This is a genomic window from Terrimonas ginsenosidimutans (assembly GCF_022012415.1).
Lineage (GTDB): Bacteria > Bacteroidota > Bacteroidia > Chitinophagales > Chitinophagaceae > Terrimonas_A > Terrimonas_A ginsenosidimutans.
The window spans coordinates 217,747-243,278 of record NZ_JAKLTR010000006.1; the positions used below are offsets into that span (position 1 = coordinate 217,747).

The following is a 25,532-nucleotide window of genomic DNA, read 5'->3' on the forward strand; positions in this document are numbered from 1 at the left end:
AACCTTTAAAAAATCTACGATGGCGAAAGTTGCATTTGACCTTATTCAAAAACCAATTGAACAAAGAATTATTGATGCCGCAAGTATTTATTGGGGGGTTGATCGCTCAGAGTTCTTCAAAAAGTTTGACAGAGAAATAACCTATCAGAGATCTTTGATTTATTATTTAATCAAGACAAATACTGAATTTGGATATAGAATAATTGGCACTTTGTTCGAAGTGAAGTCACACCAAAACATTCTTCGTCTTGTTGAAAATGTTGAATGCACAAAAGATACTTTACCGCAAATTAAGCGTGACCTAAATCAGATTATGAACATCGCAAATATGCTTGATGCAAGTTCGGTAGTATATGAAATAGAGCTTGTGAATAATAAACTTAAAATACAAAAAGCGTAACCTATGGCAGAAACATTCACACAAAAGCAATACGAAACGCTTTGCGCAGCAATTGCGCAAGGCGCTTTACGTGTAAAGTACGGAGACAAGGAAGTTGATTACAGAAACCTTGATGACATGCTAAGAACAAAAGCACTTATGGAAAAATCTCTTGGGATTGGGAAGAAAAAAAGCCCGAGGAAATATCTAACATTTAAAAGAGGGTTTTAACTATGGCAAGTAAAGTTGCAAACTTAATTGATAGCGCGATAGGCGTATTTGCTCCAAAAATAGGTTATGAAAGAGCCGCTAACCGTGCAAGAATGCAACTTATGCAAGCGCAGGTCAGACGGTATGAAGGGGCGAGTACCGGGCGGCGGTCGTCTTCCTGGTCTTCGCAATCAAGTTCCTCAGTAAACAAAACGATTGCGAAAGATCATACAAGGCTCGTTCAAAGGTCAAGAGAGTTGTATGAGAATAATGCCTATGCAAAAAAAGCCCCGTATGTAATTGCAAACAACGTTGTCGGGTCGGGGATCCTTCCTACAATAAATGTGTTTGGTGATTACAAAGACGGAGAGTATAGAGAGAATCCAAAGAAGGCGAAGTTAGAAAAAACACTTTCTGTTGCTTGGAATGAATGGGCGGATTCCGTTGATGCTGACTATAACGGGGATAACAATTTCTACGGTCTTCAGCATTTAGCTGTTAGGACGCTTAAAATATCAGGGGAAGTATTGGCTGTAAAAATGAGTGTTTCACAAACCGTAAACAAATTCGGTTTTCAAGTTCTATTATTGGAAGGGGATTACCTCGATTCTACAAAAGATAGCTTCAAGACTGAGAAGAACGGAAGCTATGTATATAGAGGGATTAAGTACGATAAAAGAAATAAAAAGATCGGATATTTTATTTACGACCGTCACCCTAATGAAGTTGGTGCTAAGTCGGAATTATATGATGCGAAAGATGTAATACACTTGTACGATGTTGAACGTACCGGGCAGAATAGAGGTGTTCCAGCTACAGCTTCCACAATGACGACGCAAAGAGATTTTTCGGATTATATGGATGCAGAGCTATTAAAACAGAAGGCGGCAGCTTGCTTTTCGGCGGTTGTTCAAAAGGCGGATTCCGTTGAAGACGACGAAGACCCGAAGGATGAGTTAGAGCATTTGGAGCCGGGGGCTTTTCACTATTTGAATGCCGGGGAAACTATACACTTCCCGTCTTTGCCACAAAACCCCGGGCTTACTGACTTTACTAAGGTTCAGTTGCGGTCAATTGCCGCAGGGTATTTAATGCCGTATGAAAATCTATCAGGGGATCTATCAAACGTTACTTTCATTTCTGGTCGTCTTGGTCAGATTGATTTTAAAAAGCAGGTTGAGTATTGGCAACATACTTTGTTCATCCCAAAATTTTGTGATCGTGTATTTGAATGGTTCAAACAGCATTCCATTGTCGCTATATCCTTTGATGCAAACGTAAATGTTAAGGCTTCTTGGACTGCGCCAAGGTGGGTTATGATGGATCCTGCGAAGGAAATAAATGCAATGCGTGAAGAAGTCCGGGCAGGATTTTCCACTTGGTCCGAAAAGGTAAGAGAAAATGGCTACGATCCTGCCGCAGTATTGGAGCAAATGAAAAAGGATCAGGCTGATTTTATATCGGCGGGTCTGATGCCCACATGGTCACAATTTTTCGAATTATCAGCTAAGACAAAGCCCCCCGCATCCGCCGGTGAAGATCCCGGTAAGAAATAAACCTGAAGTAATTCAGGGCTTTCATTATTTTTACACCGCTACCCCTTGCCACACTTAGGAAGGCGGAGTTTCAAGGCTCGATGCGTCAAGATACGCACCGAGCCTTGCGGTTTTATACCCCTCCCTATCGCATTCCGGTTGTATAGTTGTTTAAAATAACCTGTCGCCTGAAGATACTTTTGGTATCGTGAATACGAAAAAACAACTACCCAAACAGATTTTCCGTGCAAAGATTGACACGACGAAAATCGACAATGAAAACAAGACATTCCCGGTTGTCTTTGCGACGGAAACCCCTGTTTTTCGCAGGCATTGGGAAGAAAATTTTAATGAAATTCTTTCTTGTAAAAAAGAACACATGCGCACCGAGCGCATGGATAATGGCGTTTGCCCGCTTCTTGATAATCACGATATGTATTCTGGCGTGATCCGTCAATATGGCAAGCTCTTGAGCTATGAAATAGTTGACGGGGAAGTGCGTGGCCTTATCCAGTTCTCAAGCCGGGAAGAATTTAAAGGGGTTTGGGATGATATTGTTTCAGGGATTATTTCCGGCATTTCCGTTCGTTACATTGTTCATACGTATCAACGTGAGATAACAGAAAATAAGGAAGTGCCTAACTACCGTGCGATTGATTGGGAGCCAACAGAAATTTCCCTGACGCCTGTTCCTGCCGATTATAATAGTTCTATTCGCTCGGAGCAACAGGAGACTTTTGAAGTGCAAATTCGTAATCTTTCAAATAAAAATTCAGAAACAAATATGAAACCAACGGTAGAGGGTGTACAACCCGACCAAACAAGGACAGAAGGCGGCGCAACACCTGCGGCCCCTATCGTTCAAACAGTGAATGAAGAAGCGATTCGCGCACAGGCGGCGCAGGCCGAACGTCAGCGTTCTTCCGACATTCGTCAGGCTGTAAGGGCGGTTGAATTAGAAGAATCAGTTGCAGATGAATTGATCAACAGCGGTGTAACTATTGATCAGGCGCGCGCTTCAATATTTGAGAAGGTTGCAGCAAAGAAAACGTCAATCAAACCACAGGGTAATGCGGCAAACGCGTCTGCTTCAGGCGACGAAAGAACGGGAATTCGTGCAGCAATGCAGGAGGCAATTATCTTCCGTGCTGAACCTGGTTCGGTGAAGCTCTCTGAAAAAGCGCAGGACTTCAGAGGTATGAAAATGTTTGATATTGCCCGTCACTTCTTGCAGGAAAAAGGCGAAAACCCTTTAAGGTATTCACAGAATGAGACTGTAAAGCGTGCAATTTCTACTACTGATTTGCCGGATCTTTTGACAGATACAACTTCCCGTCAATTGCGCAAATTCTTTGATGCGCAAAACAGTTCATGGGAATTCCTTGGCACAAGAACTACCGTGTCTGACTTCCGTGAAAAAACCGGTGTTCAAATTGATGGTGCGGTGACGTTCGACAAAATCGCAGAGAGTGGAGAATACAAGAGCGCAAAAATCCTTCAGAATACAAAAGCAAAGATTTCTGTAGATACATACGGTAAAATCGTAAAGATTACCCGTCAAGCTATCATTAATGATGATCTTGATGCTTTTGCTCGCATTCCCAAAATCATTGCGCAAGGTGCAAGAAATCTGCAAGCCTCAATGTTCTGGAATTTGATTACTGGAAACGTTGCTACCCCTGACGGTACTGCCCTTTTCCATGCTGATCACGGCAACCTTGCTGGCGCAGGAGCTACAATCTCTGAAGCTACTCTGAACGCTGCAATTGTTGCAATGATGAAACAGCAATCACCAGCTAAGGAAGAGCTTGGGCTTACTCCTAAATACCTGGTTGTGCCAGTAGAATTGCAGACAACCGCGAAAAAATTGATGGCTTCTATTACGGCTACAAAAACCGGCGATGTGAATCCGTTCAACAACGCCTTCGAGGTTATTTCTGAAGTACGTTTGAGCCGGAACAGCCCTATAGCATGGTATATGTTTGCTGATCCTGCAACTGTTGAGGGGGCTATGTATTGCTATCTCGACGGTGAAGAAGGTCTTCGCAACGAAGGTCGCGTAAACTTCGACGATGACAGCGTTGAAACAAAATCAAGTCTGGAATTCGGAGTTGCCAACTGGGATTACAGAGGCGCGTACAAAAATCCGGGTGCGTAATTCTGATCGAATCTAAGTAAACAAAATTAAAAGAATGTTCCGGGGCTGTTGGGCTTGTTAACCTTTAACGGCCTCGGAATTAAACCTAAAAATAGAATGACAAATTTCGTATCAAACGGAAATAGCCTGCAAGTAAATGCCCCTGTTGGTGGCGTTGTTGGCGGCGAAGCAACTATGGTAGGAACCCTTGTTGGTATTCCTGTAACATCTGCCGCTGAAGGTGAGCAATACACGTTAAAGCTGAAGGGCGTGTATTCTGGAGTTAAGAAGAAGGCCGCTGAAGCTTGGAGCGTCGGCGATAAGCTTTACTTCAACGCTCAAAAAGAGCTTGAAAAAACGGCCGCAAACGGCTCGTTTGCGGGCTTTGCCGCCGAAAGTGCGCAAGCTGCGGCAGTGGTTGGAACGGTCCTTTTATCGAACTAAAAAACAAAAAGCCCTTCTTCCGGGAAGGGCTTTTTTGTAAATCCCTATGAACATTTTCGACGCTATACAAGACACTACGTTTGATATTTCTACCGCTGCATTCGGTTATCCCGCAACTTGGATTCCTACTGGCGAAGCAACGACTTTGGTCGGTGATGTTTTGTATAAAGACGCATCGCACAAAATGGATATGGATGAATCGGAATTTGAAGTTGAAAAACATGTAATGGAATATAAGCGCGGCGTGTTCGATGGATTGCAAGCGCGTGTTGATGCAGCCCGGCGTGAAAAGGTTATAATCCAAACTTCGACAAATGTGTTCGAAGAATTTTGGGTTAAAAGGTGTGTTAAGCTGTATGACGGTAAAACAATTAAAGCGATTCTTCAACCTGTTGCCTGATGGATTATAGCATAGCAGAAGTAGAAATTGTTGCGTTAATTAACCAGCGTATACAAGAGCTTGCAAAAGGCGAGGCGTTTGCGGCTTCGGTTATGCCTGACACCGTTGCTGATGCAAAGGAGTATGAAAAGCTTTTCCCTCGCACAGTAGTCGCGATTACTTACTACGATAGTAACTACGAAAGCCCAAGCGCAACAGGCGATGCGACTGTACAGATGGAAGAAGTCACATTTCGGGCTTTGTTTGAGGGACAAAAAAGAAATGGTCCTGACGGCGTTTCAGCCTTACGCGCATTAGTTAAGTCGGCGTTATTGGGTAAGCGAATTACAAACTGCGAAAAGTTCATTATATCCGGCAACGGAAACCAGCAATTCGATGGCGGGGAGTGGGTCCCGTATTTAGATTTTCAAACCAAAACAGTAAACATCGAAGAAAGAGTTGAACAAGATCTTTTGGGTCCTGAGTTCAAAGATATTTCGATTGCATAACTGTACTTCTCTCCTATTCAAAATCTAAAACGGACAAATACAAAATGGCACAACAATTCCTTCACGGTATTGAAACGGTAAACCTAACTACCGGCCCCCGTCCGGTAACTGAAGTGAAGACTGCGGTTATCGGATTGGTTGGGATCGCGCCGACAGGCTTCGGCAAAGACGTATGTAAACTTATAAAAAATGATGTTGATGCCGCGCAATACGGATCGCCTTTACCTGGCTTCGATATTCCGCAGGCTCTTAGCCAGATCTTCGCACACAACGCCGGTACTGTGATTGTGGTGAATGTGTTTGATGAAGCTACGCACACGACTGCGGTAGTTGAAGAAGCGAAGACGGTGTTGAACGGCAAACTTAAGTTGGGCGCTGCGCCTATCGGTGCTGTAACGATCAAGACTGCCGCAGGTGCTGCAACTGCATACGTAAAGGGAACGGACTATAACCTTGATGTCTATGGAAATTTCACGGTTATTGCCGGTCGTATTGCGAACAACCTTCAATTGAAGTTTGATTATAAAAAATTGAATTCTGCGGCGGTTAGTACTGCGCATATTATCGGTACAGTTGGTGCAGATGGAAACCGTACAGGTATTAAGGCGTTCGATCTTGCTTTTGGTGAATTTGGTTTCCGTCCTAAAATCCTGATTGCACCGGGAAGAAGTGCGACAAAGGCAATCGCTGACGAACTTCTTTCTTCAGCTGAAAGGATGGTAGGCGTTGCCCTTATCGACAGCGTTAAGGGTGAAGACGTGCAAACGACTATTTCAAATCGCGGTGATGCAACAAAGGCATTCGGAACCTCCAATAAACGAGCGGTCCTTTGTTATCCTTATTTGAAAGCGTATGACGCAAGCAAAGACGATGGATTACCCGAGACAGACACAAGGTCTGACTATCCGTTTTCTCCATTCTTGGCCGGGCTGATGGCTTGGGCTGATAATGAATTTGGTTACTGGAATTCGCCCTCTAACAATGAATTCAAAGGAGTGTTGGGAATGGAACGCCCTATTTCGGCAAACATTAATGACGCTGATACGGATGCAAACGCTCTCAACGAAGCGGGTATTGTGACCGTGTTTAACTCATTCGGAACGGGTTTCAAAGCTTGGGGTAACCGCAATGCGTCCTTCCCTATAAACACGCAAACAAACAACTTTATCCCTGTCCTGCGCACGCTGGATATGTGGGCTGAAAGTCTTATTCAGGCAAGCATTCCTTTCGTTGATAAGCCTTTGAATCAGGCATTGATCGACGACATAAGACAAACGGGCAACGACTTTGCAGCAACTTTAGTAGGCCGGGGCGCATTAACTGAAGGGTCAAATGTTCAGTTCGATCGCGCAAAAAATCCGAACACGCAGCTTGCAGCGGGTCACGTTGTCTTCTCTTGCATCGAAGATGCGCCAAGCCCTGCGGAGCGCATTACGTTTGAACATACAATTGATATTTCCCTTAAAGGCCGCTTGCGGTAATTGTTCCTTAACCCTTATTAAATAAACTACAATTAAACCGTAATGGACGTTAAAGTAAACAGGGTCACGAACGCCGCCGTATATGTAGACGGTCAGGGGTTCATTGGCCGCGCCGAAGAAGTGACCTGCCCGGATATTGCGCCGGTCATGGTCGATCATAAGGGCCTTGGGATGATCGGTCAATTAGAGCTTCCCGCAGGGCTTCAAAAAATGTCTTCAAAGATCAAGTGGAATGCGCCTTACCTCGAAGTAATGAAGAAAACGCACAACGTATTTCAGTCGATGCGTTTGCAGGTGAGATCAAGCATTGAGACTTATGAAAACGGGAATCGTATTGCTGAAGCGCCGGTTGTCATCTACATGACGGCCATTCCGAAGAAAGCAGGCGGATTCGTGTTCAAAGCGCAAGACAATGTTGAACGTGAAGACGAATTCAACGTTACGTCTTATAAACTTGAGGTTGCTGGTATCGAAATCATCTACGTCGATGTAATGGCAAATATCTGGCGCGTGAATGGGAATGATCAACTCGCAACATATCGCGCTAACCTGGGTATGATCTAATAAAAATCAGGCCCCGTGAAATTCCGGGGCCTGATCAATTTTCAAAGTAACCTATCAATAAAATCAAAATGAAAAAAGTAATCAAGCCTGAAGAAAAAGAATTTGTTGCGCCAACTAAAGCCGAAGACTTCAACGGAGAAAAAACGATTGAACATACTTACCCGAATGGAAGTAAAGTAATTTTTGTATTGCTAAAAAAGGATCGCATTGCGCGAATCAGAGAGGGTAAGGGGTCTGATGTTGAAAAAGCGAACATGGAAGCCGGTGGCGATCAGGCTAAGTATATGACGGCAATGATGGCCGCGACTGTAACCATTGACGGGGAAAATGTAAACATGTTTGAATTGAGAGAAGGGCCAATGAGCGACTTCATAAGCATTCAAACATCATTTGCAATGCTAAATTTTTAGTCCGTGCTGAAGGCATTACGTTTTTAGCACATTATACCAGTACCCCGATAGATACTATTCTTGAGTGGCCGATAAGTAAAATTCAATTCTGGCTACTTAATTCTATTGACCTATTTGAAAAACTAAATCCGAAGCAAGAAGACTAAATGGATGCAGCAATGAAGATCGCGGTTGTATTGACCGCGTTCGATAAAATGAGTTCAATCGTTGACCGCGCGACTTCAAACGCTGAACGTCGTATGGGGAAATTGATGAAGAAGAATTTTGCAGAGGGCGGCGCTATGATGGCAACCGGTGCGACATTGCTTAAAAGCCTGCAAAGGCCGGTTTCCGCATACGCAAAACTTGAAGACGCTAACGCAGACCTACAGGCGTCAATGATGGATTCAACAGGGGCAATTGAAAAGAACTTTGAAGCTGTTTCAAATGTCGCTGAAGGGTTGGGCGATAAGTTACCCGGGACGACAGCCGATTTCTACGAGCTTTTCAAAGCAATGATGGAAAACGGTGTTAAGTCTCAAAACATTCTTAACGGCGTTGGTAAGGCTGCGGCATATCTCGCAGTAGATTTGAAAATGCCGATGGCTGCGGCGGGGGAGTTTGCCGCGCGTATGAAAGAATCTACCGGCGTTGCTGATGAAGAAATGATGGGGTTCCTTGATACTGTCAGCCGACTAAATAGTTTGGGCATTGGTGCGGATGAAATGCGTTATGCCTTCTCTCGCGCCTCCGGTACTTTAAAAATGCTTGGACTGCAAGGCTTGCAAGCTTCCAATGACATGGGTGTTTTGTACGCTCAAATGATCCGCGTAGGCGGTATGAGTGGCGAAACTGCCGGCACTTCGTTTAACAGTATCATTCAAAGCCTACTTGATAAGAAGAAATTTGCTGCGGTTAATGAAGAAGCAAAAAAGCTTGGGGTTTCCCTTCAGTTTTTTAAAGACGGCAAGTTTCTCGGAGTTGAAAACATGGTTGCTCAATTTGATAAACTTTCAAAATTCGATGTTAACAAAAGAGCAAACCTTGTTCAACTTATTACTGGCGGGGGGCAGGATGCGCAGGCAGTCAATACTATCATTAGCCAGGGCGTTGCGGGTTTTGCTAAACTTAAAGCCGAAATGGAGGCAAAGGCAAGCTTGAATGACAAGGTTAATTTGAAGTTGAAAACGCTGAACGCGATTTGGGAAGCGACGACAGGTACAATCGAAAACATGTTTGCGGCTTTGGGTGCGGGCTTACGCCCTGTTCTTGGTCCGATCGCTGAAATGATTGGATCTATTGCAGGGAAGCTAAAGGAGTGGCTAAGTAGTTACCCGGGCCTTGCAAAATTCATTATGGGGGTGGCCGCTCTTGCGGGCGTGTTCCTAACTCTTATGGGAGCTATTAAGATATTGCAGGGCATTCGTATTGCAATGGCTTTACTAAATATCACGATGAAGGCAAACCCTATGATATTAATTGCTTCGGGAATCATCCTTGCGGCGGGATTGATTTACGCGAATTGGACTGCGATAAAGGATTTCTTCGCTCGCTTGTGGCAATCTATAATCGGAGTATTCAAGGCGGCATGGAGGGTTATTAAGCAGATCATAATGAATCACACCCCTGCCGGTTTAATCATCCGTAATTGGTCCCGTATTAGTGGGTTCTTTAGTAATCTGTGGAATAATGTAAAGAAAATATTCTCCGCATTTTGGGGATGGCTCAAGTCTAACGGGCAAATGGTTTTTGACGTTGTTACGTCGCCAATACGGAACGCTTACAATTGGGTAGTGAATTTCGTTAAGGGATTTTACAATGCTGGGAAGAGCATTGTAATGAACATATACAACGGCATTAAGGATTTCTTTATGTGGCCGGTCAATAAGGTTAAAGACATGGTGGGAAAGATCAGGAAGTATCTGCCGTTCAGCCCGGCCAAAGAAGGGCCGTTGCGGGATATTCACCGCATCCGTCTTGTTGAAACCATTGCCGAAAGCATTCGCCCGAATTCGCTTGTCGATAAAATGCGGAACGTTGCGAAGCTGACATGGGCGGTGATTAACGGGAGATCTGGCGGGCCTGCTTCGGTCCCTTCAATGGTCGGTCGCGGGGGCAGTAGTACGGTGATCAACTTTGAAATCAATGTTTCCGGGGGGGCCTCCAAGGATGACGGTAGGTTGATTATGGCAGAAATCGAGAAGAAGCTTCCGGGAATGCTGAAGCGTGTACAAGGTCAGCAAACGCGCGTTAGTTTTAGTAATTAAAATAATATTAAGGGTTTATACGGATGCCGGGCAAAATATTGTTGTTGAGTGGCTTGGGAATGTGAAGGGTTTAATTGATTTTTGCCGCGCGTAACTCATTTGATTTTTCACGGTTTCCGAATTCCCCGGGGGTTAACTAACTGCCGGGTGAGAGTTTTGGAAACTCAATACGTAAGCCGTGAGGTCTTATGAGTTACGCAGCACCCGGTATTTTTTTACACCATTAACCCCGCCCAAACTTGCATGTCATCCAACGAGAGAATTTGTGAGGCTCAAAATCCGACCGAAATTTTTTTTGCTTCCACCAACGCAACAGAGGTTGCCTATTTTTTAAATAAAATGCTGAATTCTCATTTGCAGCATTCTTCCGAAACCTGGTTGCACAAGGATAACGCAGCGTCGATCACTACAGATCTGATAAGCCTTCTGTTCAATCTTGAAAAAACAAACACCGAAGCGTCGGTACTTTCAAGACATGAACCGGAAAAATAAATAGCATGTTCGCACAGTTAGGAAGTATTCAATTTGAAAATCTTAAGACCCCAACCGACTATCAAAGATCAGGCGAAGCGATTTACGCAGAACATGCGTTAATTGAAGGTAAACCCGTGCTTCAGGCAACAGGTTTGGCGCTTGATGAAATAAACCTTTCCATTCGTTTTGATGTTTCTTTTTGCAATCCGAAGAATGAGATTGATGCAATGAGGGCTGCAAAAGATTCGCGTGAAATCCTTCCTTTGTTGTGGGGTAATGGCATCCTTCAGGGGAATTATGTTATAACTACAATGAGCGAAAATATTACCAACGCAGATCCGCAGGGGAATATATTTTGCGCTGAAGTCCAAATTGTGTTACGCGAATACGTTGTTAAAGATAAAGTTCAACAGGCGCAGGAAGAAACAAAAAAAGACGCTAAGGCGGTTGGAGATAAAAAGCCGACTGCGAAGAAAAAGGCTAACCCTCCTACATGCCCGCAACAAATAACAGCATTGGTAACAAAAATTGAAAATCACGGCGCGGCGGTTAATCGTGTTATTATGGAGGGCGGCGGTGCGTTTATCCCGTCTAATAAAATGGTGATGACTTCGCACTTGAATTTCATTATTGATATTGCTACTGAGATTAAGAACAGAACAAACGATCCGAGTAGTTGCGCATACAACAAGATAGATCTTCGAAATTGGGCGATCACCGTAGACGGTCGCGCTCAAACAATGAAGCACGGGGTTTTGAATGACGGCGACGACCTTAATAATGACAACTCAAATCTTCAAGCTGCAATCAAATCGCTGAAGGCGGCAGCACGTTCATTTGTTAATCAATCAATCACCCGCAAATAATGGAACAACTACAGCATACAACAATCGACGGCCAAAGATGGGATCAGGTTGCGACAGAGTATTACGGGGCGCAGACAATCGAAGTTGAAGGGGTTGAGCGGTCCGCAGTCGGGTTCTTGATAGAGCAAAATCCATCGGTCCCGGTCTATGATGTTTTCCCGGATGGCGTTATATTGGATATTCCGATTATATCGGAAGCTCAGGTTCAGACAGACAAAGAAAAGTTGCCGCCCTGGAAGCGGTGAAAAAAGGGGATTTTTCCCCTTTCCTCTTTTTTGGATCTTTCGTTTTGGCCCGATGCTTTTATAAAAAAAATATATGGGTAGAATAGTTGACGAAAACTTAGTACTGCGATTTCAAGCTGAAATGAATAACAGAGATCTATCGAAGGCTTTGAGTGAATTGATCGTTTTTGTAGCAGAAATGTACGGGCCAAATGTTTCGACTTATCCCGAGCCGCTTACGTCTGCTATCGCGGCGTTAAGGGATCACGGTGTTAAATCTGTTTAGTTTAGTGGTCATATCTGCATGACTTTTGGGCGAACATGAATGCGCCCAAAACCTCCTACGAAATAATCTACAACGGCAAAAATATTACTGCCGATATATTCCCGCATGTCGCTTCATTCTCTTATAGCGACAGATCGCAAGGGGAAGCGGATGAACTGGAAATAGTTCTTGAGGATTCGGAAAAGCTTTGGCAAAACGCATGGTACCCGGTAAAGGGCGATACCGTTGTTGCCCGAATCATTGACAAAAGCGGTACGCTTGAGTGCGGCACCTTTACAGTTGACGAAATATCCGGCGACGGATCTGTTGACGGCGATACCTTCACGATTAAGGCCCTTGCCGCAGGGATCAATAACAAGATCAGGACAAAGCACAGTCAAGCGCATGAAGGGAAAAGCCTTCGCGAAATTGCAAATACTATCGCGTTGAAACACGGGCTTAAAGTTGAAGGCGAAATAAGGGACGTAAGGATTGCCCGAATAACTCAATACCGTGAAACTGATCTTAAGTTTTTAAAACGCATTTCATTTGAATATGGATATTCATTTTCCATCCGAGGGGATAAGCTAATCTTCACAAATATTTTCGACCTCGAAAACAAGGCGTCGGCGTTAATTATTCATCGTAGCGAAATAGTTTCCTACAGCATTACCGATAAGACAAGCGAGACTTACAAGAATGTGAAGCTTGTTTATCATAATCCAAAGCAAAAAAAGACAATTGAACACGAACAGGCCGAAGCTGCGGAAGCGTTCAAGAATGCAAAAAATGACACGTTAGAAGTTCGTACAAGGGCTGAAAACAAACAGCAAGCAGAATTGATCAGTAAGGTTGCCTTGTATCGCGCAAACTCCCGTCAACAGGAGGGTCGCATTAATATGCCCGGCTTTATCTATGCCGTTGCGGGTAACAATTGTGAAGTGCAGGGGCTTGGAATGTTTAGCGGCCAATACTACTTAGATGCAACGACGCATTCGGTAGATCGCGACGGGGGATATAATGTTGAGCTTGAGATAAAGCGAATCGGATTAGTTAACAAGGAGAAGCAAAAGAACAAAAAGAAGGTATGAGTACAGAACTTAAATACGGGATAGTCTGCGAAGTAAAGCCAGGGTTCGCCCGGATCTCTTTTGAAGATGACGATATAGTGAGCGATTGGCTTCCGGTACTGCGGCGAAAAACGAAAACGCAGAAGGAAAGTTGGCAGTTGGATATAAACGAACACGTCGTTTGCTTAATGGATTGCCATTGCGAAGAAGGTGTTGTGATCGGCGCAATTCACAGTGATGTAGATACACCCGACAGTAACGAGCACCCGGCTAAGTTTAGAAAGATCTTTTCGGACGGGACGGTGATAGAGTACGATTCTGAAGCGCACAAATTAACCGTTGACGTTAAAGGCGATTTAAAGGCTACCACAAGCGGCGATTCGGAAATTGACGCAGCAACCAACCTGAAGGGGAAGGCTGGCGCTAAAGCCATAATTGAAGCCCCTGCAATTGAATTAACGGGAATGGTTAAGATTACCGGCGCGACAACGATTGTAGGCGCGTTGACAGTCGGCGCAATTTCCGTTTCGGCTGGATCTGGCGGAGGCGGTACAATGGACATTGAAGGGGATATGAATATACAAGGCAAGATTGATGCAACCGGCGATGTTACTGCGGGCGGCATAAGTGTCAAGCTGCATAAGCATACGGGAGTGCAAACAGGCCCGGGCGTTACAGGCCCACCGCAGTAGGTTGTATATCTGTTTAAAATCGCCGGGGCAATCTGTGCATCTTTGATTTCTATTAAACGATCAGAGGCATGAAGTCAAACAAATAACCTAAACTCATTACCCCTATGAAGAACATGTAACCCGATGTGAAGGGCCATAATTAAGGGCAAAAAGAAACCCCGCTATTTAGCGGGGCTTTTTGCTTTATTACGTTTAAGGTCGGCTTCAACAAGGCTGATAATGTATCGGGTTTTGTTTGTTATTCCGGCGTCGCTCATTTTTTTTAAAAGTCGTTCCGGGAAGTCTAAATGAATTTGCCTTAACGGATCTTCAGACTTCTTCCGCCCTGCCCCGGGGCGTGCGCCTCCCCTACCTATCGATTTAGCGGGCGTACTTTTTAAGGCGGGTTTCGTTGCCAATGATTCTTTCTTTCTCATAAAAGGGGATGACGTTATTGATAAATGATTTTTCATGTTCAGTGAGCTTGCCGATTCGCTGACTTACCTTTTCTATCGTTCCGACGTGATAGATCAAAATGTTATAGCCGGGTATCGTTTCGCAATCGCCTAAAATATTTCGTTTGATAATGAAATCCTCAAGGGCTTTCGCGTCTTCAAACTTGACAGATCTTGCAAGCATGTATGGCGGATCCGTTGACATTATCAGTTCGCCGCCCGGGATCTCTTTACTTGATAGAAAAACGATTTTAGGAATTGTTATCACTGTTATTTCTGTTTAGTTTTCGGTGCATCTTCAGAAGAAAGTTCTTTTCCTCCATCATTGCTTTGATCTCCTTCATTAAGTCGTGATTCAATAGCTTGCTTTCCTTGAATTCTTTCATCAGTTCTTTATTCTTCCTGACCTGAATAAAGAATAGCACGCAAACGAACACGGCAATACATGCGAAAAAGATCGCAAATAAAATTGAAATTTCCATTATAGGGGGTTTTATGAGTTACGCAATTCAAAGTTAATCAAATCGGACGGAGAAGCGAATTTTCGGAAGTCTTCGGGTTTCACGATCTGCGGGCGGGTCCCGGTGGCGCAGATCTTAAGTTTTTGCTCGAAGTGGCCCTTGGCTTTGGCTCCCGCTTCCGCGTGGCTGGTTGCTTCAGTATAGCAATAAACGTATGAAGTGAATCCTAATAATCCGAAGTGAACGCGTTCAGCCAGGTAAACGCCGACGAAAAAAATCTGTTTCATGTTTGATGCGCCCGATAGCCCGTTGCGCCCCGGGGTTTGATTTAGAAATTCGTTGTGTGTGAGTATGTGTAGTAGTCCCCCTTTTCTACATTGTAAGCAATCGTTACAAGAAATATTTCCTTACGTTCGTCTACCCCCTTCGTGCATAGGTAGTTTTCGAAAACTCTTTTCTTGCTTACTGTGAATTCCTGATAGTTGCAAGTGTGGGCTGTGAAGTTTTGTCTAAGCCATTCTTCGGCTTGCTTCTGGATCTTGTAGAAGGTTTCCTTCTGTTTGCCTTTTAGATTCATGTTGTTTGCGCCCGTTACCCCGTTGCGCCCCGGCTTTGTGATACAAACATAAAAAAACTGTTTGAATTAACAAACAGTTTTTCAAAATAAATCAAATCCATTTTAATGTGATCGGTCGTATCGCTTTTGCGTTAATCTTATTTCGGCCAACACTCTTTGTATTGCGAATTCGGCGTTTGTTAATTCTGCCCGGTTTGTGCTATCTACTTTTTCGTGTACAATCTTCATTATCTCTTTGCCTAACTCGGTCATCTTTTCCGGGCTTCCTGCTATGCTCATTTCCTTTTTAACGTCATCCCAATTCATTTGCGTTAATTTTCTTCCCATAGTTTAAAATTAAAATTTATAATATTTCAGATTCTTCCAATTCTTCTTCCGTCGTTTCGGGTATAAACTTCACAATAGTTTCATCGCCTTCACTACAGTCCCCGCAAACTATAACCATTTTAGGTTTCCCCCAAACATTCGCGCTGCACTGCGGGCATGTATACTTGATCTTGTTTTTTTTCTTTTGGGCCTTCTTTTTTTCAAAGTCTGGTAATGCTATGAGCGGTAAAAGCATTTCCTGCGGTATCGCTTCGAAAGCCAGTTCGAAAAGGCCCGCAACAATAGGATAGTCTGACATTTTTTTGCCGACCTCTTTGCCGCCCGGATGCCCGGTACTTGAAGGCATAAGCCCGACCGACTTCATTTTTTCTGCGAATTCCCTGTTGTGATAGCCTTGCGTCGGTTCTCCGAAATGATGTTGCCATAGATGACACATTTCGTGAACCAGGGTTTGACAATATTCCTTTGTCGATACGTGAAGAAAGTCAGGGTTTAAGCTGATTTCGTCAATGTCCGCCTTTTGCCCCTCATTCGCAATATCTGACTTCTTAGCCCAACGTTTAGAGGAATAGAACCCCATTGCCTTGGACTTGCGGGAAAAGTTCAAAAGGCAGTTCCCGAGTTCGCCGCCGAAAAGATTCTTGTTGAAATAGTCGTAAAGATTTTGTAGGGCGGAAAACTGTTCAGTCGTAAACTGTCTGTCGTACGATGGATTTTCTTGCATGGTCGGCGGTTTTACTTTGGTTTGATGAATGCAAATAATCGGTCTTTCTTAGCCTTTCTTGTGTAAGTTTTGCCGTCCCTGCATTGCTCCGTGAATTGCAAAAAGCAGGCTGACAATTCTTTTATTTCGGTAATAGTGTAAACAGATCCAAAGTTGTAAAGCACTTTGTCCCCTGTCATGAATGCGCTTGCGGGTTTAGCTGAAGCCCAACCAAAGCACTGAAGCCAAATACAAACCTGTCCGTCGATGATTGTTTTGTTTGCCATGTTTTTGCGCCCTTAAGGTTGCGCCCCCTTTTATTCCACAAATATAGCCTATCACTTTGAATTAACAAACAGTTTTTCAAAAAAAAGATTCGGTTGCATTGTTGTTTAAAAAGGCTTGCCCCTGCGCGGGAACTTGTGGCCCGACACATGGCAGGATTAGACAGTATAGGAAGTTCAGTTTGGGGGATCTCAACAATCGGTTACGGCGTGATCGTTGAAGGGGTTGCGGCCATCCGTCAGCGGATGGATATTGCTATAAGAACGACGCGCGGCACGGATCCGCTGCGTCCTGAATTCGGTAGCTATGTATTCCGGTTTGTTGACGCTCCCGTAAACGTTGCGGTTCCTAATATCAAACAGCAACTTATCGAGGCCCTACAAATGTGGGTTCCTGAAATTCAGATTGTATCAATCAACCATTCATTCGCCGCCTTTCATAATCCGGTGTTTGAAATCACTTACAAGATAGTTGATGATAACCTGATTGATAAGCTAATTTTTGATATTCGTCAGGGGGCAACCATTACGGACGCGGTTAATGAAATCATTCTTCAAGCGTTCTTCCCTCCTAATCCGAACAACTACAGGTATCAAGTCAGTCTTATCAAAAACGGCAATCAGGTTTTTCCCTTACCGAATCCTGCCGGATATGGCACGCTTCCGGATCTGTTCGCATGGATCCAAGCCAACTGGTTCTACTTAGGCCGATGGTATTACCTGACCGATAAGATCGTTTGCTATATGAGTTCGGAGGGTGTTACTTCCGCAACTCTTGCTATTCAGGTATTACCAGTAACGCGCTTTGAGGCTGATTTCCCGCCCGTGTATAACTCGCAAACTTTCGATGTGTTGTTTTCGGTAAATGGTGCTTCGGTCGAACCAGCTATGCCGAAAACGTTTTCAAATCCCGGTGAGGTGTTGAGTTATGCTCAAATCTATTGGTCTGAATTCGCGACTTGGTATGTGGAATATGGGCAACCTAACGGCGATGCAATTTTTAGCGATGAATTTTCAGACGAATTCGCGGTTGCTTCAACCGGCTACAAGCTTGTAGGCGTGTCGAATGAAGAAGGCTTTGTGCCTGTTCTCTCTATTGGAATAATCGAATAAACAAACAAAGAATGGCGTTGAATCAAATACAATTCTTTCATGAAGACAGTGCAAAGATCATTGCCGAATGCAAAGAGTTTTTGGAAAGTAAGTTAGGGAGGCAGATCGCGCCTGCTGACGTTGAAATGCTGTTGATTAATGGCCTCGCTTATCGCGAATTAATTGTTCGCGCACAAGCTAACGATGCAGCCCGTCAAAGCCTTGTGAGCTTCGCGCGTGCGGCTGCACTGGAATATCTCGGGGAGCTTGTAGGTGTTCGCCGGTTGCCTTCTTCTTCTGCTACCTGTCAAATACAATTTGCCCTTGTTGCCGGTCATAACGGCGTAATCATTCCCGCAGGTTTGCGGGTTCAAAGTACTGACGGCAAAGTAACCTTTGCGACTACGGAAGAAAAGATTGTCCCGGCAGGGACAATGCTTGTGAATGTAGGCGCTGAAGCTGCGGAACCTGGGAAAGTGGGGAACGGGTATGAACTCAATAAGGTAAATATCATCTTGGATCCTCTCGCGTTTGTTTCCACTGCGCAAAACCTAACTACCACAAGCGGCGGCGCTGACGAAGAGTCCGACGACCTGTTGCGCGAACGCATTAAGCTTGCGCCTGCTTCGTTTTCTGTCGCCGGTCCCGATGATGCTTATAAGTTTCACGCTAAATCGGCGCATCCGACAATCGTTGATGTAGCGATAACGTCGCCGATTCCGGGCGACGTACACATATTCCCATTGATTGAAGGCGGCAATATGCCCACTCAAGAAATACTTGATGCGATACAGGCAATATGTAATTCAAAAAAGATCCGCCCGCTCACTGATTCTGTGTACACGAATTCGCCAAGTAAGATTGACTTCGAAATTCAAATTGATTTAACGCTATTGACAAACGCCGTTGCTGACACGGTAAAGACTGCGGTTGAAAACATTTTGGAGGCTTACAGACAAAGCCGCAAGAACAGGCTCGGGCTTGATGTGGTACGTGCAAAGCTTGTTGCTCTTTCAATGATTGAAGGCGTGTATATGGCCGAACCTGTTCTTCCACTCACGAACATCATTGCACTTCCTGAAGAATATACCAATTGCACTGGCATAACTGTAAACGTAATCGGAACGCATGACGAATAGAGATACGACACTCGCGGACAGTATAGCGCACATTCCGCATTTCGCGGCATTCGATGCACTTGTTAAGAAACGATTCAGCGAAATCGAACTTGATAAGCTATTGGTGTATCTGATCGACACGGTAGATGCAAGCGCCATCCCTTACCTGGCTGAACAGTTTGACGTGTTAGGGTACAAAGGTTTCAGGCTTGCGCAGACTGAAGCTGATCAAAGAGAAATCATAAAGCGATCGATTGAGCTTCATCGATTCAAAGGGACTCTTTGGGCAGTTGAAGAAGCGTTGAAGGCTGTAGGGTATGGCGACGCTATAATTGAAGAACATGTTGAAGGGCATTGGGCAAACTTTCGTGTTACTGTTGATATTGGCACGCATCCGGTAAATGCTCAAGAGATCGAAGAAGTTGTTAGGATGATCAAAGAGTATAAAAACACCCGGTCGCACTTAGTCGACTTGAGTTATACAATCAACTTCGGCGATGATCAAATAACAGTTGATGACGAAATGCAAGTTTCGGAAGCGTCCGCAGACGAAGACACAATAACCGCAGGCGGCGACTTCAGGCATGACGGTACTTACTTGAGAAATGGGCTAAGAAACTATAGCCAAGATTCCGACACTTTAACAATTCAAATCATATAGTAAGATGAACATAATCGCTTCAAGTGGCTTTGATGGCCTTATAGTAAGAGGTGAAGTTGATATTCGATTGTACCAAGGGGAAACCGAGGTTAATCGCGTATACGAACCGAACCTTGTTGTTGATCTCGGTAAAACGAATGTTGCAAAATTGCTCGGCGGAGACGCCGCAGGTAAGGCGGTAACAAAGTTCGGCGTCGGCACAAACGCCGTTTCCGCCGCAGTTGGCGACGTAGGATTGACCGGCATGTTTTCCAAATCGATTGATTCGGTTTCTTATCCTGATTCTCGCAGCGTCATGTTTCACTTTGATCTTGATAATGGTGAAGCAAATGGTATTTCGATTCGCGAATTCGGATTGCTGAATGATTCAAATGTGTTGTTCGCGAGGAAGGTAAGAGAAGCCGCTATTGTAAAAACTAACCTTATCCGCTTGGTAGGTACTTGGAAGATCACTATTAACTAATTAATCAAATGGGAATCTACGTAGGCGATCCGGTTAATTACCCGGCTAATATTTATCAGTTTGATGAAACCGACGTTGTGCAAGGCGGTCCGAATGGCATTGACAACAAGCCGCTGAAAGAGCTTGCAGACCGTACCGAATGGCTTCGCGCTAACATGGGAATATTCGACCGGCTGAAGGATGAAGCATTGATTACTGGAAACGCGGGGATTGACGCGAATAACGCGGGTAAGCTGAACGTTGCATACGCAAACGGAATCGTTAACCTCACGCTGGATAACGCCAGTAACTTCGATCACGGGGCAATCATCCCTATCACTTCTCACTGTACTAACGGGAGTGTTATAAACATCAATACGCCGCAGCCTATAACGGATCCCGTTGACGGGGATCTTAGTGTTATTCACATGCACCACAAGGAGCATTTAGTTTTAGTTGCGCTTACTAATTACTTCCGCGTTATGTATGCAAGCCCAAGCATGTATACTGCCGGGGAAGAAGTGAAGGCCCGCGAAGTTCTTCGTAATACACTCGTTTACGATGGATCTCTTTTTGACCGCGCAAGGCATCCCAGGTTAGCAAAATGGGTTCTTGAAAAATTGACATTCGGCGAAGAACTGGTTTCGGAGGCTATGTGGTTTTCGGATCCTACTCGTTATCGTGGTTGCTTCACGGTTGGTAACGGATCAACAACACTGCGACTGCCTGATGAACGAGGTATGGGCGACAGGATGCTTGACCTCGGACGCGGCATTGATATAAGCCGGTTCCATCCTTACGCCGGTGGCTATGAAGCTGACGCCCTGCAAACGCACTATCACTATGTATTGGCTAAAGCGGGCGTAAATCATAACGACTTCCCTGTGTCAAGAGGCAGTGACCCGAAATCTACAAACACTCTCGCTGAATGGTGGAATAAAACCAGCGGTGGCGGTAAGGAATCATACAGCCTTGACGGTACAAATGTAAGCGCCAACGCTGGCAAGTCTTCAGGCGTGATCGTTAACGGGACAGAAAGGGTATCTACAGAAACGATAATGAAAAATATCGGTAAGCTTAACCTCGTAAAATTCTAATACCTCAATGAAAAAAGTACTGTTACTATTTACTATGTCTTTCGCCTGCGCAGCGTCGTTTGCGCAGATTGGAGACACTGCGCAGTTAAATAAGTATCTGCGCGATACTATCCGCGACCGAAGGCCGGAAAAGGTAAGCGCTGCGGATCTTCAAAAGGCGTTCTTCGGAATCAGCAATATACTCGGAAAGAAGGGTGAATTGAAAAGCGTAAACCTTCCTATGACGTTTAACGACGGCGTGGTTGAGTTGCCGCAGGCAAGCCGCTTGAATGACGGGTATGTTTCAGCGCCGGACTACGACAGATTTGATAGTGCCGCTAAGAACTGGAAAGATACAACGGGCGGCTTCATGACTAACCGCAAGCCTTTACTTGTCAAGAATCTGTACACCGCAGATCAGTTTTATATCACAATGCACAACGGAGGTTCGCCCGTTGTTACTGGAATGGTTGCGCAATACTTGCAATCAGTTGCCTTCGGCGGTCGTGGTGCTGCGGCTCGTTATGCGGCAGGAACGGCGACCGGTTTAGAGAATGTTTTCTTAGGGGAATATTCGGGCAACGCTATCACTACGGCGCGATTGAATGCCTATGGGGGCAAGGCGTCCGCTTACCTGTTGACAACAGGAGAGCGAAACGCTGAATGGGGAGCGCATAGGTTGAGTGTAACTACTGGTAGCGACTGGTCTTCGTTAGGGTTTGGAGTTTCGGGCTTTACGCCCTTCACCGGAAGTCGAATTATCAACATAGGGTCCGGGGTTATGCCTGATGCGACAGATGCAAGCGATCAGCTTAATGTAGGGTATAATAATGATTACCGATGGATGAAGGGGAAGAATAAGCGGCTTGGTGTTATGATGCCATATAGCCAAGATCCACAAGAGGCTTTGCACGTTGCAGGAAAAATAAAAGCTGATACTATACCTTCTCTCACTTCCGCTGATAGTTTGTTGGTCCCGATAAATGGAGTAATCCATAGAATACATAAAAACGCTTTGGGCATTTCTGGCGGTGGAGGGGCAACAACAGGGGGCACAGAGGTATTTACGGCAGTCTCAGGTCAAACAACCTTTACTACTGTTGGGACTCTTCCTTCTAATGACTATAAAGTAACTGTTTTCCGAAATGGGGTTGATATAGATTTTTCTCGGTCAATTAATTCAATAACTATTACCGCAAGTGAAGCGGGGGATAAAATAAAAATAAAATGGTACAATTAATGAAACGAATATTTTTAGTGTTAGCAATTATATGGCCTGTTGCTCTTTTTGCGCAAGTTAAAGACACGATAATTAAGCAGGATGGATATAAAATTCCTGTAAATGATATTCCTTCTGACGGTCGGGATAGTAGTGCCCTTATTTCAAGCCGTGCTGTATATGATGACCTGCAAAACGTATATGATACGCGTGGTAAGTTTTTAAACGTAGCGCGTAAGCTATTGGTTGGATCATCGCAAAGCGGGTTAAATACTTCACGCGGAGATGTTCGTTTTGTGCTTGGATGGATTGGGGACTCTATGAGTGGGTATATAGCTTCTCCATTCTATAACATGCTAAAAGACTTGTTAGGGTTTGGTGGAGGAAATATGGAATCGGTTACACCAACTGGCGGCGGATCTATTCACCAAAATGTTGCAGAAACTCAATATTGGTTCAACGGAACATGGTATGAAATTAATGGAAGCGGAAGTCTTGAGTTCCTATACGCGGGTGCAAGAGTTGATGCGACTAAGCTGAAAGTGTACTATATCCAAGAGCCGGGAGCAGGTTCGTTCCAGGTTCAAGTAAATGCGGGAGCGGGATTTGTCAACGAAGGGTCTGTTGTTGACTGTAACGGTACTTTGGAAGGTAAGATCATAACAATTAATAAAGCACAGGGAGACTATTCAATTAAAATAAATCAAGTATCCGGCAACGTAAAAATTGTAATGTGTGCTGCTATCAATGAGCCTACTGGCTCTGATGCCGTAATGCTTTACCGGATGGGAGTTGGTGGGTTGCAGTGGACGAATGCAAATGCAACAAGCAAAGCGATCACCAGCCCGATATTCGCAGATATGGGCATTGATCTCGCGATGATCCAAATCAAAGAAGATGGAGACGTATACCCTGATTTAAAACAATGGTTAGACGCGTTTCGTCTCGCTTCTCCAAGAACAGATTGGTCATTAAATGGTTCAGGTCCTGAAACAAGCAACGATCTGGTTAATCGCGCAACTAACCGCGCTATGAAACGCATCGCGTTAGAGGATACGCTGTATTACCTGGACGGTTATAGTCCATTGATCAGCATGGCTCGTGTGGATAGCTTGGGTTGGAAAAATGATGGGGTTCATCTGGACAATGCTACAGGGCACTATCTGGCTTCGATGCTTTGGCGTATAATAGGGATTGAAGATTATTATGCGATTGGGCGAAAACTGGGGGTCGACAAAAACGGGAATCTAAAAGTTCTTAATAATCGAGCCATCCGATTTGAAACTACAGATAACAACGGTACCGCTGCGGCATTTATAAGGCCGGTTTCAAGGGATCTTGCATTCTGGTTTGATAGATGGGCGTCATTCTATAATATAACAGGAACAACACTGTATACTTACTTTGATCCTAATGCGGGATGGAAGATTGCAAATAACCTCTACCAGCGCGGGTACACTTTTGATATTACCAACGCCGCAGGAATGTATATGCCGAATGACTCCACTATTGCTATGTTCAGAAATCGCGGAGCGGGTACGCGAATGCACTTTTGGGGGCAGAATGGGAGTTTTCTTGGTTCTCTTGCGGCAGGGGGGACGTTTTCGCTCGGTTCGCTTCCGATTTATTCTGCGGGGGGGTATGTTCCGCTTGGTAGGAACACAACAACCAACGTGATTGAGGCTATTACATTTTCACCGCCTACAACAACATCTGCGGCAAGCGCATTGACGTTATCTGTAGCTCCCAATGGCGAAAGCGACTACATCCACAATGGAACGGGCGCTATTTGGACATTGCCGCCCGTCCCTGCCGCCGGTTCAAAACTGGTTCTGCACAACGCGACTAATTACATTGTAGTGGTTAACTCTAATGCCGGGGTAAATGATATTGTAAATGGGTCTTCTTTGATGAATACATTATCCATTTCCGCGCAAAGTAGAATTACTCTTTTAAGTAATGGGTCGTACTGGTACGTAGATTCGCCATTCAATATAATAACACAAACTTCTGTTTTAGATTTCCCGAGTATATCTACCGGAACGTCTGAAGATTTGACAATGACGGTTTCGGGGGTTGCTTTGGGCGATAATGTATTAGTCACTAAGCAAGGCGGATTCCCTTATTCGGGGGCTATTATCACGGCTTGGGGTTCCGGCACTAACACCGTAACAATTAGAATACTAAATGTTAGCGGATCCCCTATTGATCCTGCCGCAGATAATTACAAAGTGAAAGTTATAAAGTAATTCATCGTTAAATAATTCATTATGCAAAAGAAATCCTTCTTGATAAGGGCGCTGTATATAGCTCTTTCTTTTTTAATACTCTCATTCGGATTAAGTGCCAAAAAGCCACTAATAAAAGTGGCTTTCCTTGGGGATTCATATTGCAATGGCTGTTGCGTTGCTTGGGATAATACCGCGAACGATAGAGCGGAAAGTTATCGATACCAAATTACTCAATGGCTTAAACAGTACTATGATAGTGTACAGGTTTTAAAGCTGTGTAGTGGCGGGGAAACTGTTCGTAATGCTATGCCTTCGTGGCATCCGGGGGCAAAGCCAGGGTTTAATATTGATGCGGCTTTAAATTGGGGTGCCGACTTGATATTGCTTCAGTATTCCGGCAATGACTTTTATAATGGATATCGAGTTGATACGGTTAAGAAGTGCTTCAAGTATATAAACGACACGCTTACGGGGCTTGGGAAAAATTTCGTACTATTCTCGCTTATGAGCAGGAAAGTAACGCTTGGCCCTGGCTATACTCCTGATATGTTTCAAGATTCGGTTCGAAGTGTGAACAGATTTTTAGACAGCCTCAACCCGTACCGGTATTTGAATGTATTTGATACAACCTACGACCCGATAACAAACCGCCCTGTTTGGTCCTTCCTTGGCGGTGATTCGCTTCACTGGAATACTGCGGGTTATGCTGCAATAACCGGCGCGATAAAGCTTAAATCAAAGATCCTCGATAGTCTTATAGGGTTTAATAAACAACAGTTTCTTAATACTTCAGTTAAAAAGATTGACGGTGTTGATAGTGTTGAGATAAAAACAGCGAAGACAAAGGTGAAAAGAATGAAGGTGCTTACTTCAGAAGACGGCGTTGCTTTTTCGCTTGTCTTTGATAGTATCTTTTTAGAGACGGACAGGATAGCGGTTAAGTATCGGAAATATGTAATGGTTCAAGTGATAGACGACGCTCGAAGGACATTGAAAACCTATACCAAAATCTTCAACTAATC

29 protein-coding genes are annotated in these 25,532 nt (G+C 44.4%); 23 read left to right on the plus strand and 6 right to left on the minus strand.

Features of this window, described 5'->3' with window-relative positions:
- Positions 1 to 19: 19 nt before the first annotated feature.
- The 15 genes from LZZ85_RS11365 to LZZ85_RS11430 all read left to right on the plus strand — a co-directional run bounded on the left by LZZ85_RS11365 (position 20) and on the right by LZZ85_RS11430 (position 13,885).
- The gene (locus tag LZZ85_RS11365; protein WP_237871718.1) at positions 20 to 400 is read left to right on the plus strand and encodes a hypothetical protein; all 381 of its coding nucleotides are present in this window, start codon (positions 20 to 22) and stop codon (positions 398 to 400) included.
- Positions 401 to 403: 3 nt separating this feature from the next.
- Entirely contained in the window at positions 404 to 610 is a 207-nt protein-coding gene (locus LZZ85_RS11370) for a phage head-tail joining protein (protein WP_237871720.1), read from the plus strand.
- Between the two features lie 2 nt (positions 611 to 612).
- The gene (locus LZZ85_RS11375; RefSeq protein ID WP_237871722.1) at positions 613 to 2,145 is read left to right on the plus strand and encodes a phage portal protein; all 1,533 of its coding nucleotides are present in this window, start codon (positions 613 to 615) and stop codon (positions 2,143 to 2,145) included.
- A gap of 187 nt (positions 2,146 to 2,332) precedes the next feature.
- Positions 2,333 to 4,282: a prohead protease/major capsid protein fusion protein gene (locus LZZ85_RS28640; protein WP_237871724.1), complete on the plus strand. Its 1,950-nt coding sequence runs from the start codon at positions 2,333 to 2,335 to the stop codon at positions 4,280 to 4,282.
- 96 nt (positions 4,283 to 4,378) lie between these two features.
- Positions 4,379 to 4,705, plus strand: a complete 327-nt coding sequence (locus tag LZZ85_RS11385; RefSeq protein ID WP_237871726.1) for a DUF2190 family protein — start codon at positions 4,379 to 4,381, stop codon at positions 4,703 to 4,705.
- Between the two features lie 46 nt (positions 4,706 to 4,751).
- On the plus strand, positions 4,752 to 5,105 hold the full coding sequence (locus LZZ85_RS11390) for a hypothetical protein (protein WP_237871728.1): 354 nt from the start codon (positions 4,752 to 4,754) through the stop codon (positions 5,103 to 5,105).
- Positions 5,105 to 5,593, plus strand: coding sequence for a Gp37 family protein (locus LZZ85_RS11395; protein WP_237871730.1), 489 nt, complete (start codon positions 5,105 to 5,107; stop codon positions 5,591 to 5,593). Before LZZ85_RS11390 ends, LZZ85_RS11395 begins: the two co-directional genes overlap by 1 nt.
- Before the next feature lie 44 nt (positions 5,594 to 5,637).
- Positions 5,638 to 7,074, plus strand: a complete 1,437-nt coding sequence (locus tag LZZ85_RS11400) for a phage tail sheath family protein (protein ID WP_237871732.1) — start codon at positions 5,638 to 5,640, stop codon at positions 7,072 to 7,074.
- Between the two features lie 42 nt (positions 7,075 to 7,116).
- Complete coding sequence (locus tag LZZ85_RS11405) at positions 7,117 to 7,638, plus strand: phage major tail tube protein (protein WP_237871735.1); 522 nt, start codon at positions 7,117 to 7,119, stop codon at positions 7,636 to 7,638.
- 68 nt (positions 7,639 to 7,706) lie between these two features.
- The gene (locus LZZ85_RS11410; protein WP_237871738.1) at positions 7,707 to 8,048 is read left to right on the plus strand and encodes a hypothetical protein; all 342 of its coding nucleotides are present in this window, start codon (positions 7,707 to 7,709) and stop codon (positions 8,046 to 8,048) included.
- A 158-nt stretch (positions 8,049 to 8,206) separates the two neighbouring features.
- On the plus strand, positions 8,207 to 10,294 hold the full coding sequence (locus LZZ85_RS11415) for a phage tail tape measure protein (protein ID WP_237871740.1): 2,088 nt from the start codon (positions 8,207 to 8,209) through the stop codon (positions 10,292 to 10,294).
- Positions 10,295 to 10,791: 497 nt separating this feature from the next.
- Complete coding sequence (locus LZZ85_RS11420) at positions 10,792 to 11,634, plus strand: phage tail protein (RefSeq protein ID WP_237871742.1); 843 nt, start codon at positions 10,792 to 10,794, stop codon at positions 11,632 to 11,634.
- Positions 11,634 to 11,879 (plus strand): tail protein X, encoded by a 246-nt coding sequence (locus LZZ85_RS28785; RefSeq protein ID WP_432422763.1) that lies wholly within the window; start codon positions 11,634 to 11,636, stop codon positions 11,877 to 11,879. Before LZZ85_RS11420 ends, LZZ85_RS28785 begins: the two co-directional genes overlap by 1 nt.
- Positions 11,880 to 12,179: 300 nt before the next feature.
- On the plus strand, positions 12,180 to 13,214 hold the full coding sequence (locus LZZ85_RS11425; protein ID WP_237871744.1) for a phage late control D family protein: 1,035 nt from the start codon (positions 12,180 to 12,182) through the stop codon (positions 13,212 to 13,214).
- On the plus strand, positions 13,211 to 13,885 hold the full coding sequence (locus LZZ85_RS11430; RefSeq protein WP_237871746.1) for a phage baseplate assembly protein V: 675 nt from the start codon (positions 13,211 to 13,213) through the stop codon (positions 13,883 to 13,885). Before LZZ85_RS11425 ends, LZZ85_RS11430 begins: the two co-directional genes overlap by 4 nt.
- 161 nt (positions 13,886 to 14,046) lie before the next feature.
- On the opposite strand, the gene LZZ85_RS11435 is transcribed toward LZZ85_RS11430, so the two are convergent.
- From LZZ85_RS11435 to LZZ85_RS11460, 6 genes are all read right to left on the minus strand, one after another.
- A complete protein-coding gene (locus LZZ85_RS11435; protein ID WP_237871748.1) occupies positions 14,047 to 14,301 on the minus strand; it encodes a hypothetical protein in 255 nt (84 codons plus the stop codon).
- Between the two features lie 269 nt (positions 14,302 to 14,570).
- Positions 14,571 to 14,801: a hypothetical protein gene (locus tag LZZ85_RS11440; RefSeq protein ID WP_237871750.1), complete on the minus strand. Its 231-nt coding sequence runs from the start codon at positions 14,799 to 14,801 to the stop codon at positions 14,571 to 14,573.
- 11 nt (positions 14,802 to 14,812) lie between these two features.
- Positions 14,813 to 15,067 (minus strand): hypothetical protein, encoded by a 255-nt coding sequence (locus LZZ85_RS11445; RefSeq protein ID WP_237871752.1) that lies wholly within the window; start codon positions 15,065 to 15,067, stop codon positions 14,813 to 14,815.
- A 392-nt stretch (positions 15,068 to 15,459) separates the two neighbouring features.
- The gene (locus LZZ85_RS11450; protein ID WP_237871754.1) at positions 15,460 to 15,684 is read right to left on the minus strand and encodes a hypothetical protein; all 225 of its coding nucleotides are present in this window, start codon (positions 15,682 to 15,684) and stop codon (positions 15,460 to 15,462) included.
- 16 nt (positions 15,685 to 15,700) lie between these two features.
- Positions 15,701 to 16,408, minus strand: coding sequence for a SprT-like domain-containing protein (locus tag LZZ85_RS11455; protein ID WP_237871756.1), 708 nt, complete (start codon positions 16,406 to 16,408; stop codon positions 15,701 to 15,703).
- An 11-nt stretch (positions 16,409 to 16,419) separates the two neighbouring features.
- The gene (locus LZZ85_RS11460; RefSeq protein WP_237871758.1) at positions 16,420 to 16,674 is read right to left on the minus strand and encodes a hypothetical protein; all 255 of its coding nucleotides are present in this window, start codon (positions 16,672 to 16,674) and stop codon (positions 16,420 to 16,422) included.
- 147 nt (positions 16,675 to 16,821) lie between these two features.
- Between LZZ85_RS11460 and LZZ85_RS11465 the strand changes: the two genes are divergently transcribed.
- From LZZ85_RS11465 to LZZ85_RS11500, 8 genes are read left to right on the plus strand one after another with little or no spacing between them, the layout of a single operon-like run.
- Positions 16,822 to 17,784, plus strand: a complete 963-nt coding sequence (locus LZZ85_RS11465) for a GPW/gp25 family protein (RefSeq protein WP_237871760.1) — start codon at positions 16,822 to 16,824, stop codon at positions 17,782 to 17,784.
- Between the two features lie 11 nt (positions 17,785 to 17,795).
- Positions 17,796 to 18,902 (plus strand): baseplate assembly protein, encoded by a 1,107-nt coding sequence (locus LZZ85_RS11470; protein WP_237871762.1) that lies wholly within the window; start codon positions 17,796 to 17,798, stop codon positions 18,900 to 18,902.
- The gene (locus LZZ85_RS11475) at positions 18,892 to 19,542 is read left to right on the plus strand and encodes a phage tail protein (RefSeq protein ID WP_237871764.1); all 651 of its coding nucleotides are present in this window, start codon (positions 18,892 to 18,894) and stop codon (positions 19,540 to 19,542) included. The genes LZZ85_RS11470 and LZZ85_RS11475 overlap by 11 nt, the downstream gene beginning before the upstream one ends.
- Before the next feature lie 4 nt (positions 19,543 to 19,546).
- Positions 19,547 to 20,005: a hypothetical protein gene (locus LZZ85_RS11480; protein WP_237871766.1), complete on the plus strand. Its 459-nt coding sequence runs from the start codon at positions 19,547 to 19,549 to the stop codon at positions 20,003 to 20,005.
- 8 nt (positions 20,006 to 20,013) lie between these two features.
- A complete protein-coding gene (locus tag LZZ85_RS11485) occupies positions 20,014 to 21,081 on the plus strand; it encodes a hypothetical protein (RefSeq protein ID WP_237871768.1) in 1,068 nt (355 codons plus the stop codon).
- 7 nt (positions 21,082 to 21,088) lie between these two features.
- The gene (locus LZZ85_RS11490) at positions 21,089 to 22,300 is read left to right on the plus strand and encodes a hypothetical protein (RefSeq protein WP_237871770.1); all 1,212 of its coding nucleotides are present in this window, start codon (positions 21,089 to 21,091) and stop codon (positions 22,298 to 22,300) included.
- Complete coding sequence (locus LZZ85_RS11495; protein ID WP_237871772.1) at positions 22,300 to 24,528, plus strand: SGNH/GDSL hydrolase family protein; 2,229 nt, start codon at positions 22,300 to 22,302, stop codon at positions 24,526 to 24,528. The genes LZZ85_RS11490 and LZZ85_RS11495 overlap by 1 nt, the downstream gene beginning before the upstream one ends.
- A gap of 21 nt (positions 24,529 to 24,549) precedes the next feature.
- Positions 24,550 to 25,530 (plus strand): SGNH/GDSL hydrolase family protein, encoded by a 981-nt coding sequence (locus tag LZZ85_RS11500; protein WP_237871774.1) that lies wholly within the window; start codon positions 24,550 to 24,552, stop codon positions 25,528 to 25,530.
- The last annotated feature ends 2 nt before the right edge of the window (positions 25,531 to 25,532 follow it).

Coding starts and splice junctions, on each gene's coding strand:
- LZZ85_RS11365 (WP_237871718.1), top strand. CDS start 20: ATGGCGAAAGTTGCATTTGACCTTATTCAAAAACCAATTGAACAAAGA.
- LZZ85_RS11370 (WP_237871720.1), top strand. CDS start 404: ATGGCAGAAACATTCACACAAAAGCAATACGAAACGCTTTGCGCAGCA.
- LZZ85_RS11375 (WP_237871722.1), top strand. CDS start 613: ATGGCAAGTAAAGTTGCAAACTTAATTGATAGCGCGATAGGCGTATTT.
- LZZ85_RS11385 (WP_237871726.1), top strand. CDS start 4,379: ATGACAAATTTCGTATCAAACGGAAATAGCCTGCAAGTAAATGCCCCT.
- LZZ85_RS11390 (WP_237871728.1), top strand. CDS start 4,752: ATGAACATTTTCGACGCTATACAAGACACTACGTTTGATATTTCTACC.
- LZZ85_RS11395 (WP_237871730.1), top strand. CDS start 5,105: ATGGATTATAGCATAGCAGAAGTAGAAATTGTTGCGTTAATTAACCAG.
- LZZ85_RS11400 (WP_237871732.1), top strand. CDS start 5,638: ATGGCACAACAATTCCTTCACGGTATTGAAACGGTAAACCTAACTACC.
- LZZ85_RS11405 (WP_237871735.1), top strand. CDS start 7,117: ATGGACGTTAAAGTAAACAGGGTCACGAACGCCGCCGTATATGTAGAC.
- LZZ85_RS11410 (WP_237871738.1), top strand. CDS start 7,707: ATGAAAAAAGTAATCAAGCCTGAAGAAAAAGAATTTGTTGCGCCAACT.
- LZZ85_RS11415 (WP_237871740.1), top strand. CDS start 8,207: ATGAAGATCGCGGTTGTATTGACCGCGTTCGATAAAATGAGTTCAATC.
- LZZ85_RS11420 (WP_237871742.1), top strand. CDS start 10,792: ATGTTCGCACAGTTAGGAAGTATTCAATTTGAAAATCTTAAGACCCCA.
- LZZ85_RS28785 (WP_432422763.1), top strand. CDS start 11,634: ATGGAACAACTACAGCATACAACAATCGACGGCCAAAGATGGGATCAG.
- LZZ85_RS11425 (WP_237871744.1), top strand. CDS start 12,180: ATGAATGCGCCCAAAACCTCCTACGAAATAATCTACAACGGCAAAAAT.
- LZZ85_RS11430 (WP_237871746.1), top strand. CDS start 13,211: ATGAGTACAGAACTTAAATACGGGATAGTCTGCGAAGTAAAGCCAGGG.
- LZZ85_RS11435 (WP_237871748.1), bottom strand. CDS start 14,301: ATGAGAAAGAAAGAATCATTGGCAACGAAACCCGCCTTAAAAAGTACG.
- LZZ85_RS11440 (WP_237871750.1), bottom strand. CDS start 14,801: ATGGAAATTTCAATTTTATTTGCGATCTTTTTCGCATGTATTGCCGTG.
- LZZ85_RS11445 (WP_237871752.1), bottom strand. CDS start 15,067: ATGAAACAGATTTTTTTCGTCGGCGTTTACCTGGCTGAACGCGTTCAC.
- LZZ85_RS11450 (WP_237871754.1), bottom strand. CDS start 15,684: ATGGGAAGAAAATTAACGCAAATGAATTGGGATGACGTTAAAAAGGAA.
- LZZ85_RS11455 (WP_237871756.1), bottom strand. CDS start 16,408: ATGCAAGAAAATCCATCGTACGACAGACAGTTTACGACTGAACAGTTT.
- LZZ85_RS11460 (WP_237871758.1), bottom strand. CDS start 16,674: ATGGCAAACAAAACAATCATCGACGGACAGGTTTGTATTTGGCTTCAG.
- LZZ85_RS11465 (WP_237871760.1), top strand. CDS start 16,822: ATGGCAGGATTAGACAGTATAGGAAGTTCAGTTTGGGGGATCTCAACA.
- LZZ85_RS11470 (WP_237871762.1), top strand. CDS start 17,796: ATGGCGTTGAATCAAATACAATTCTTTCATGAAGACAGTGCAAAGATC.
- LZZ85_RS11475 (WP_237871764.1), top strand. CDS start 18,892: ATGACGAATAGAGATACGACACTCGCGGACAGTATAGCGCACATTCCG.
- LZZ85_RS11480 (WP_237871766.1), top strand. CDS start 19,547: ATGAACATAATCGCTTCAAGTGGCTTTGATGGCCTTATAGTAAGAGGT.
- LZZ85_RS11485 (WP_237871768.1), top strand. CDS start 20,014: ATGGGAATCTACGTAGGCGATCCGGTTAATTACCCGGCTAATATTTAT.
- LZZ85_RS11490 (WP_237871770.1), top strand. CDS start 21,089: ATGAAAAAAGTACTGTTACTATTTACTATGTCTTTCGCCTGCGCAGCG.
- LZZ85_RS11495 (WP_237871772.1), top strand. CDS start 22,300: ATGAAACGAATATTTTTAGTGTTAGCAATTATATGGCCTGTTGCTCTT.
- LZZ85_RS11500 (WP_237871774.1), top strand. CDS start 24,550: ATGCAAAAGAAATCCTTCTTGATAAGGGCGCTGTATATAGCTCTTTCT.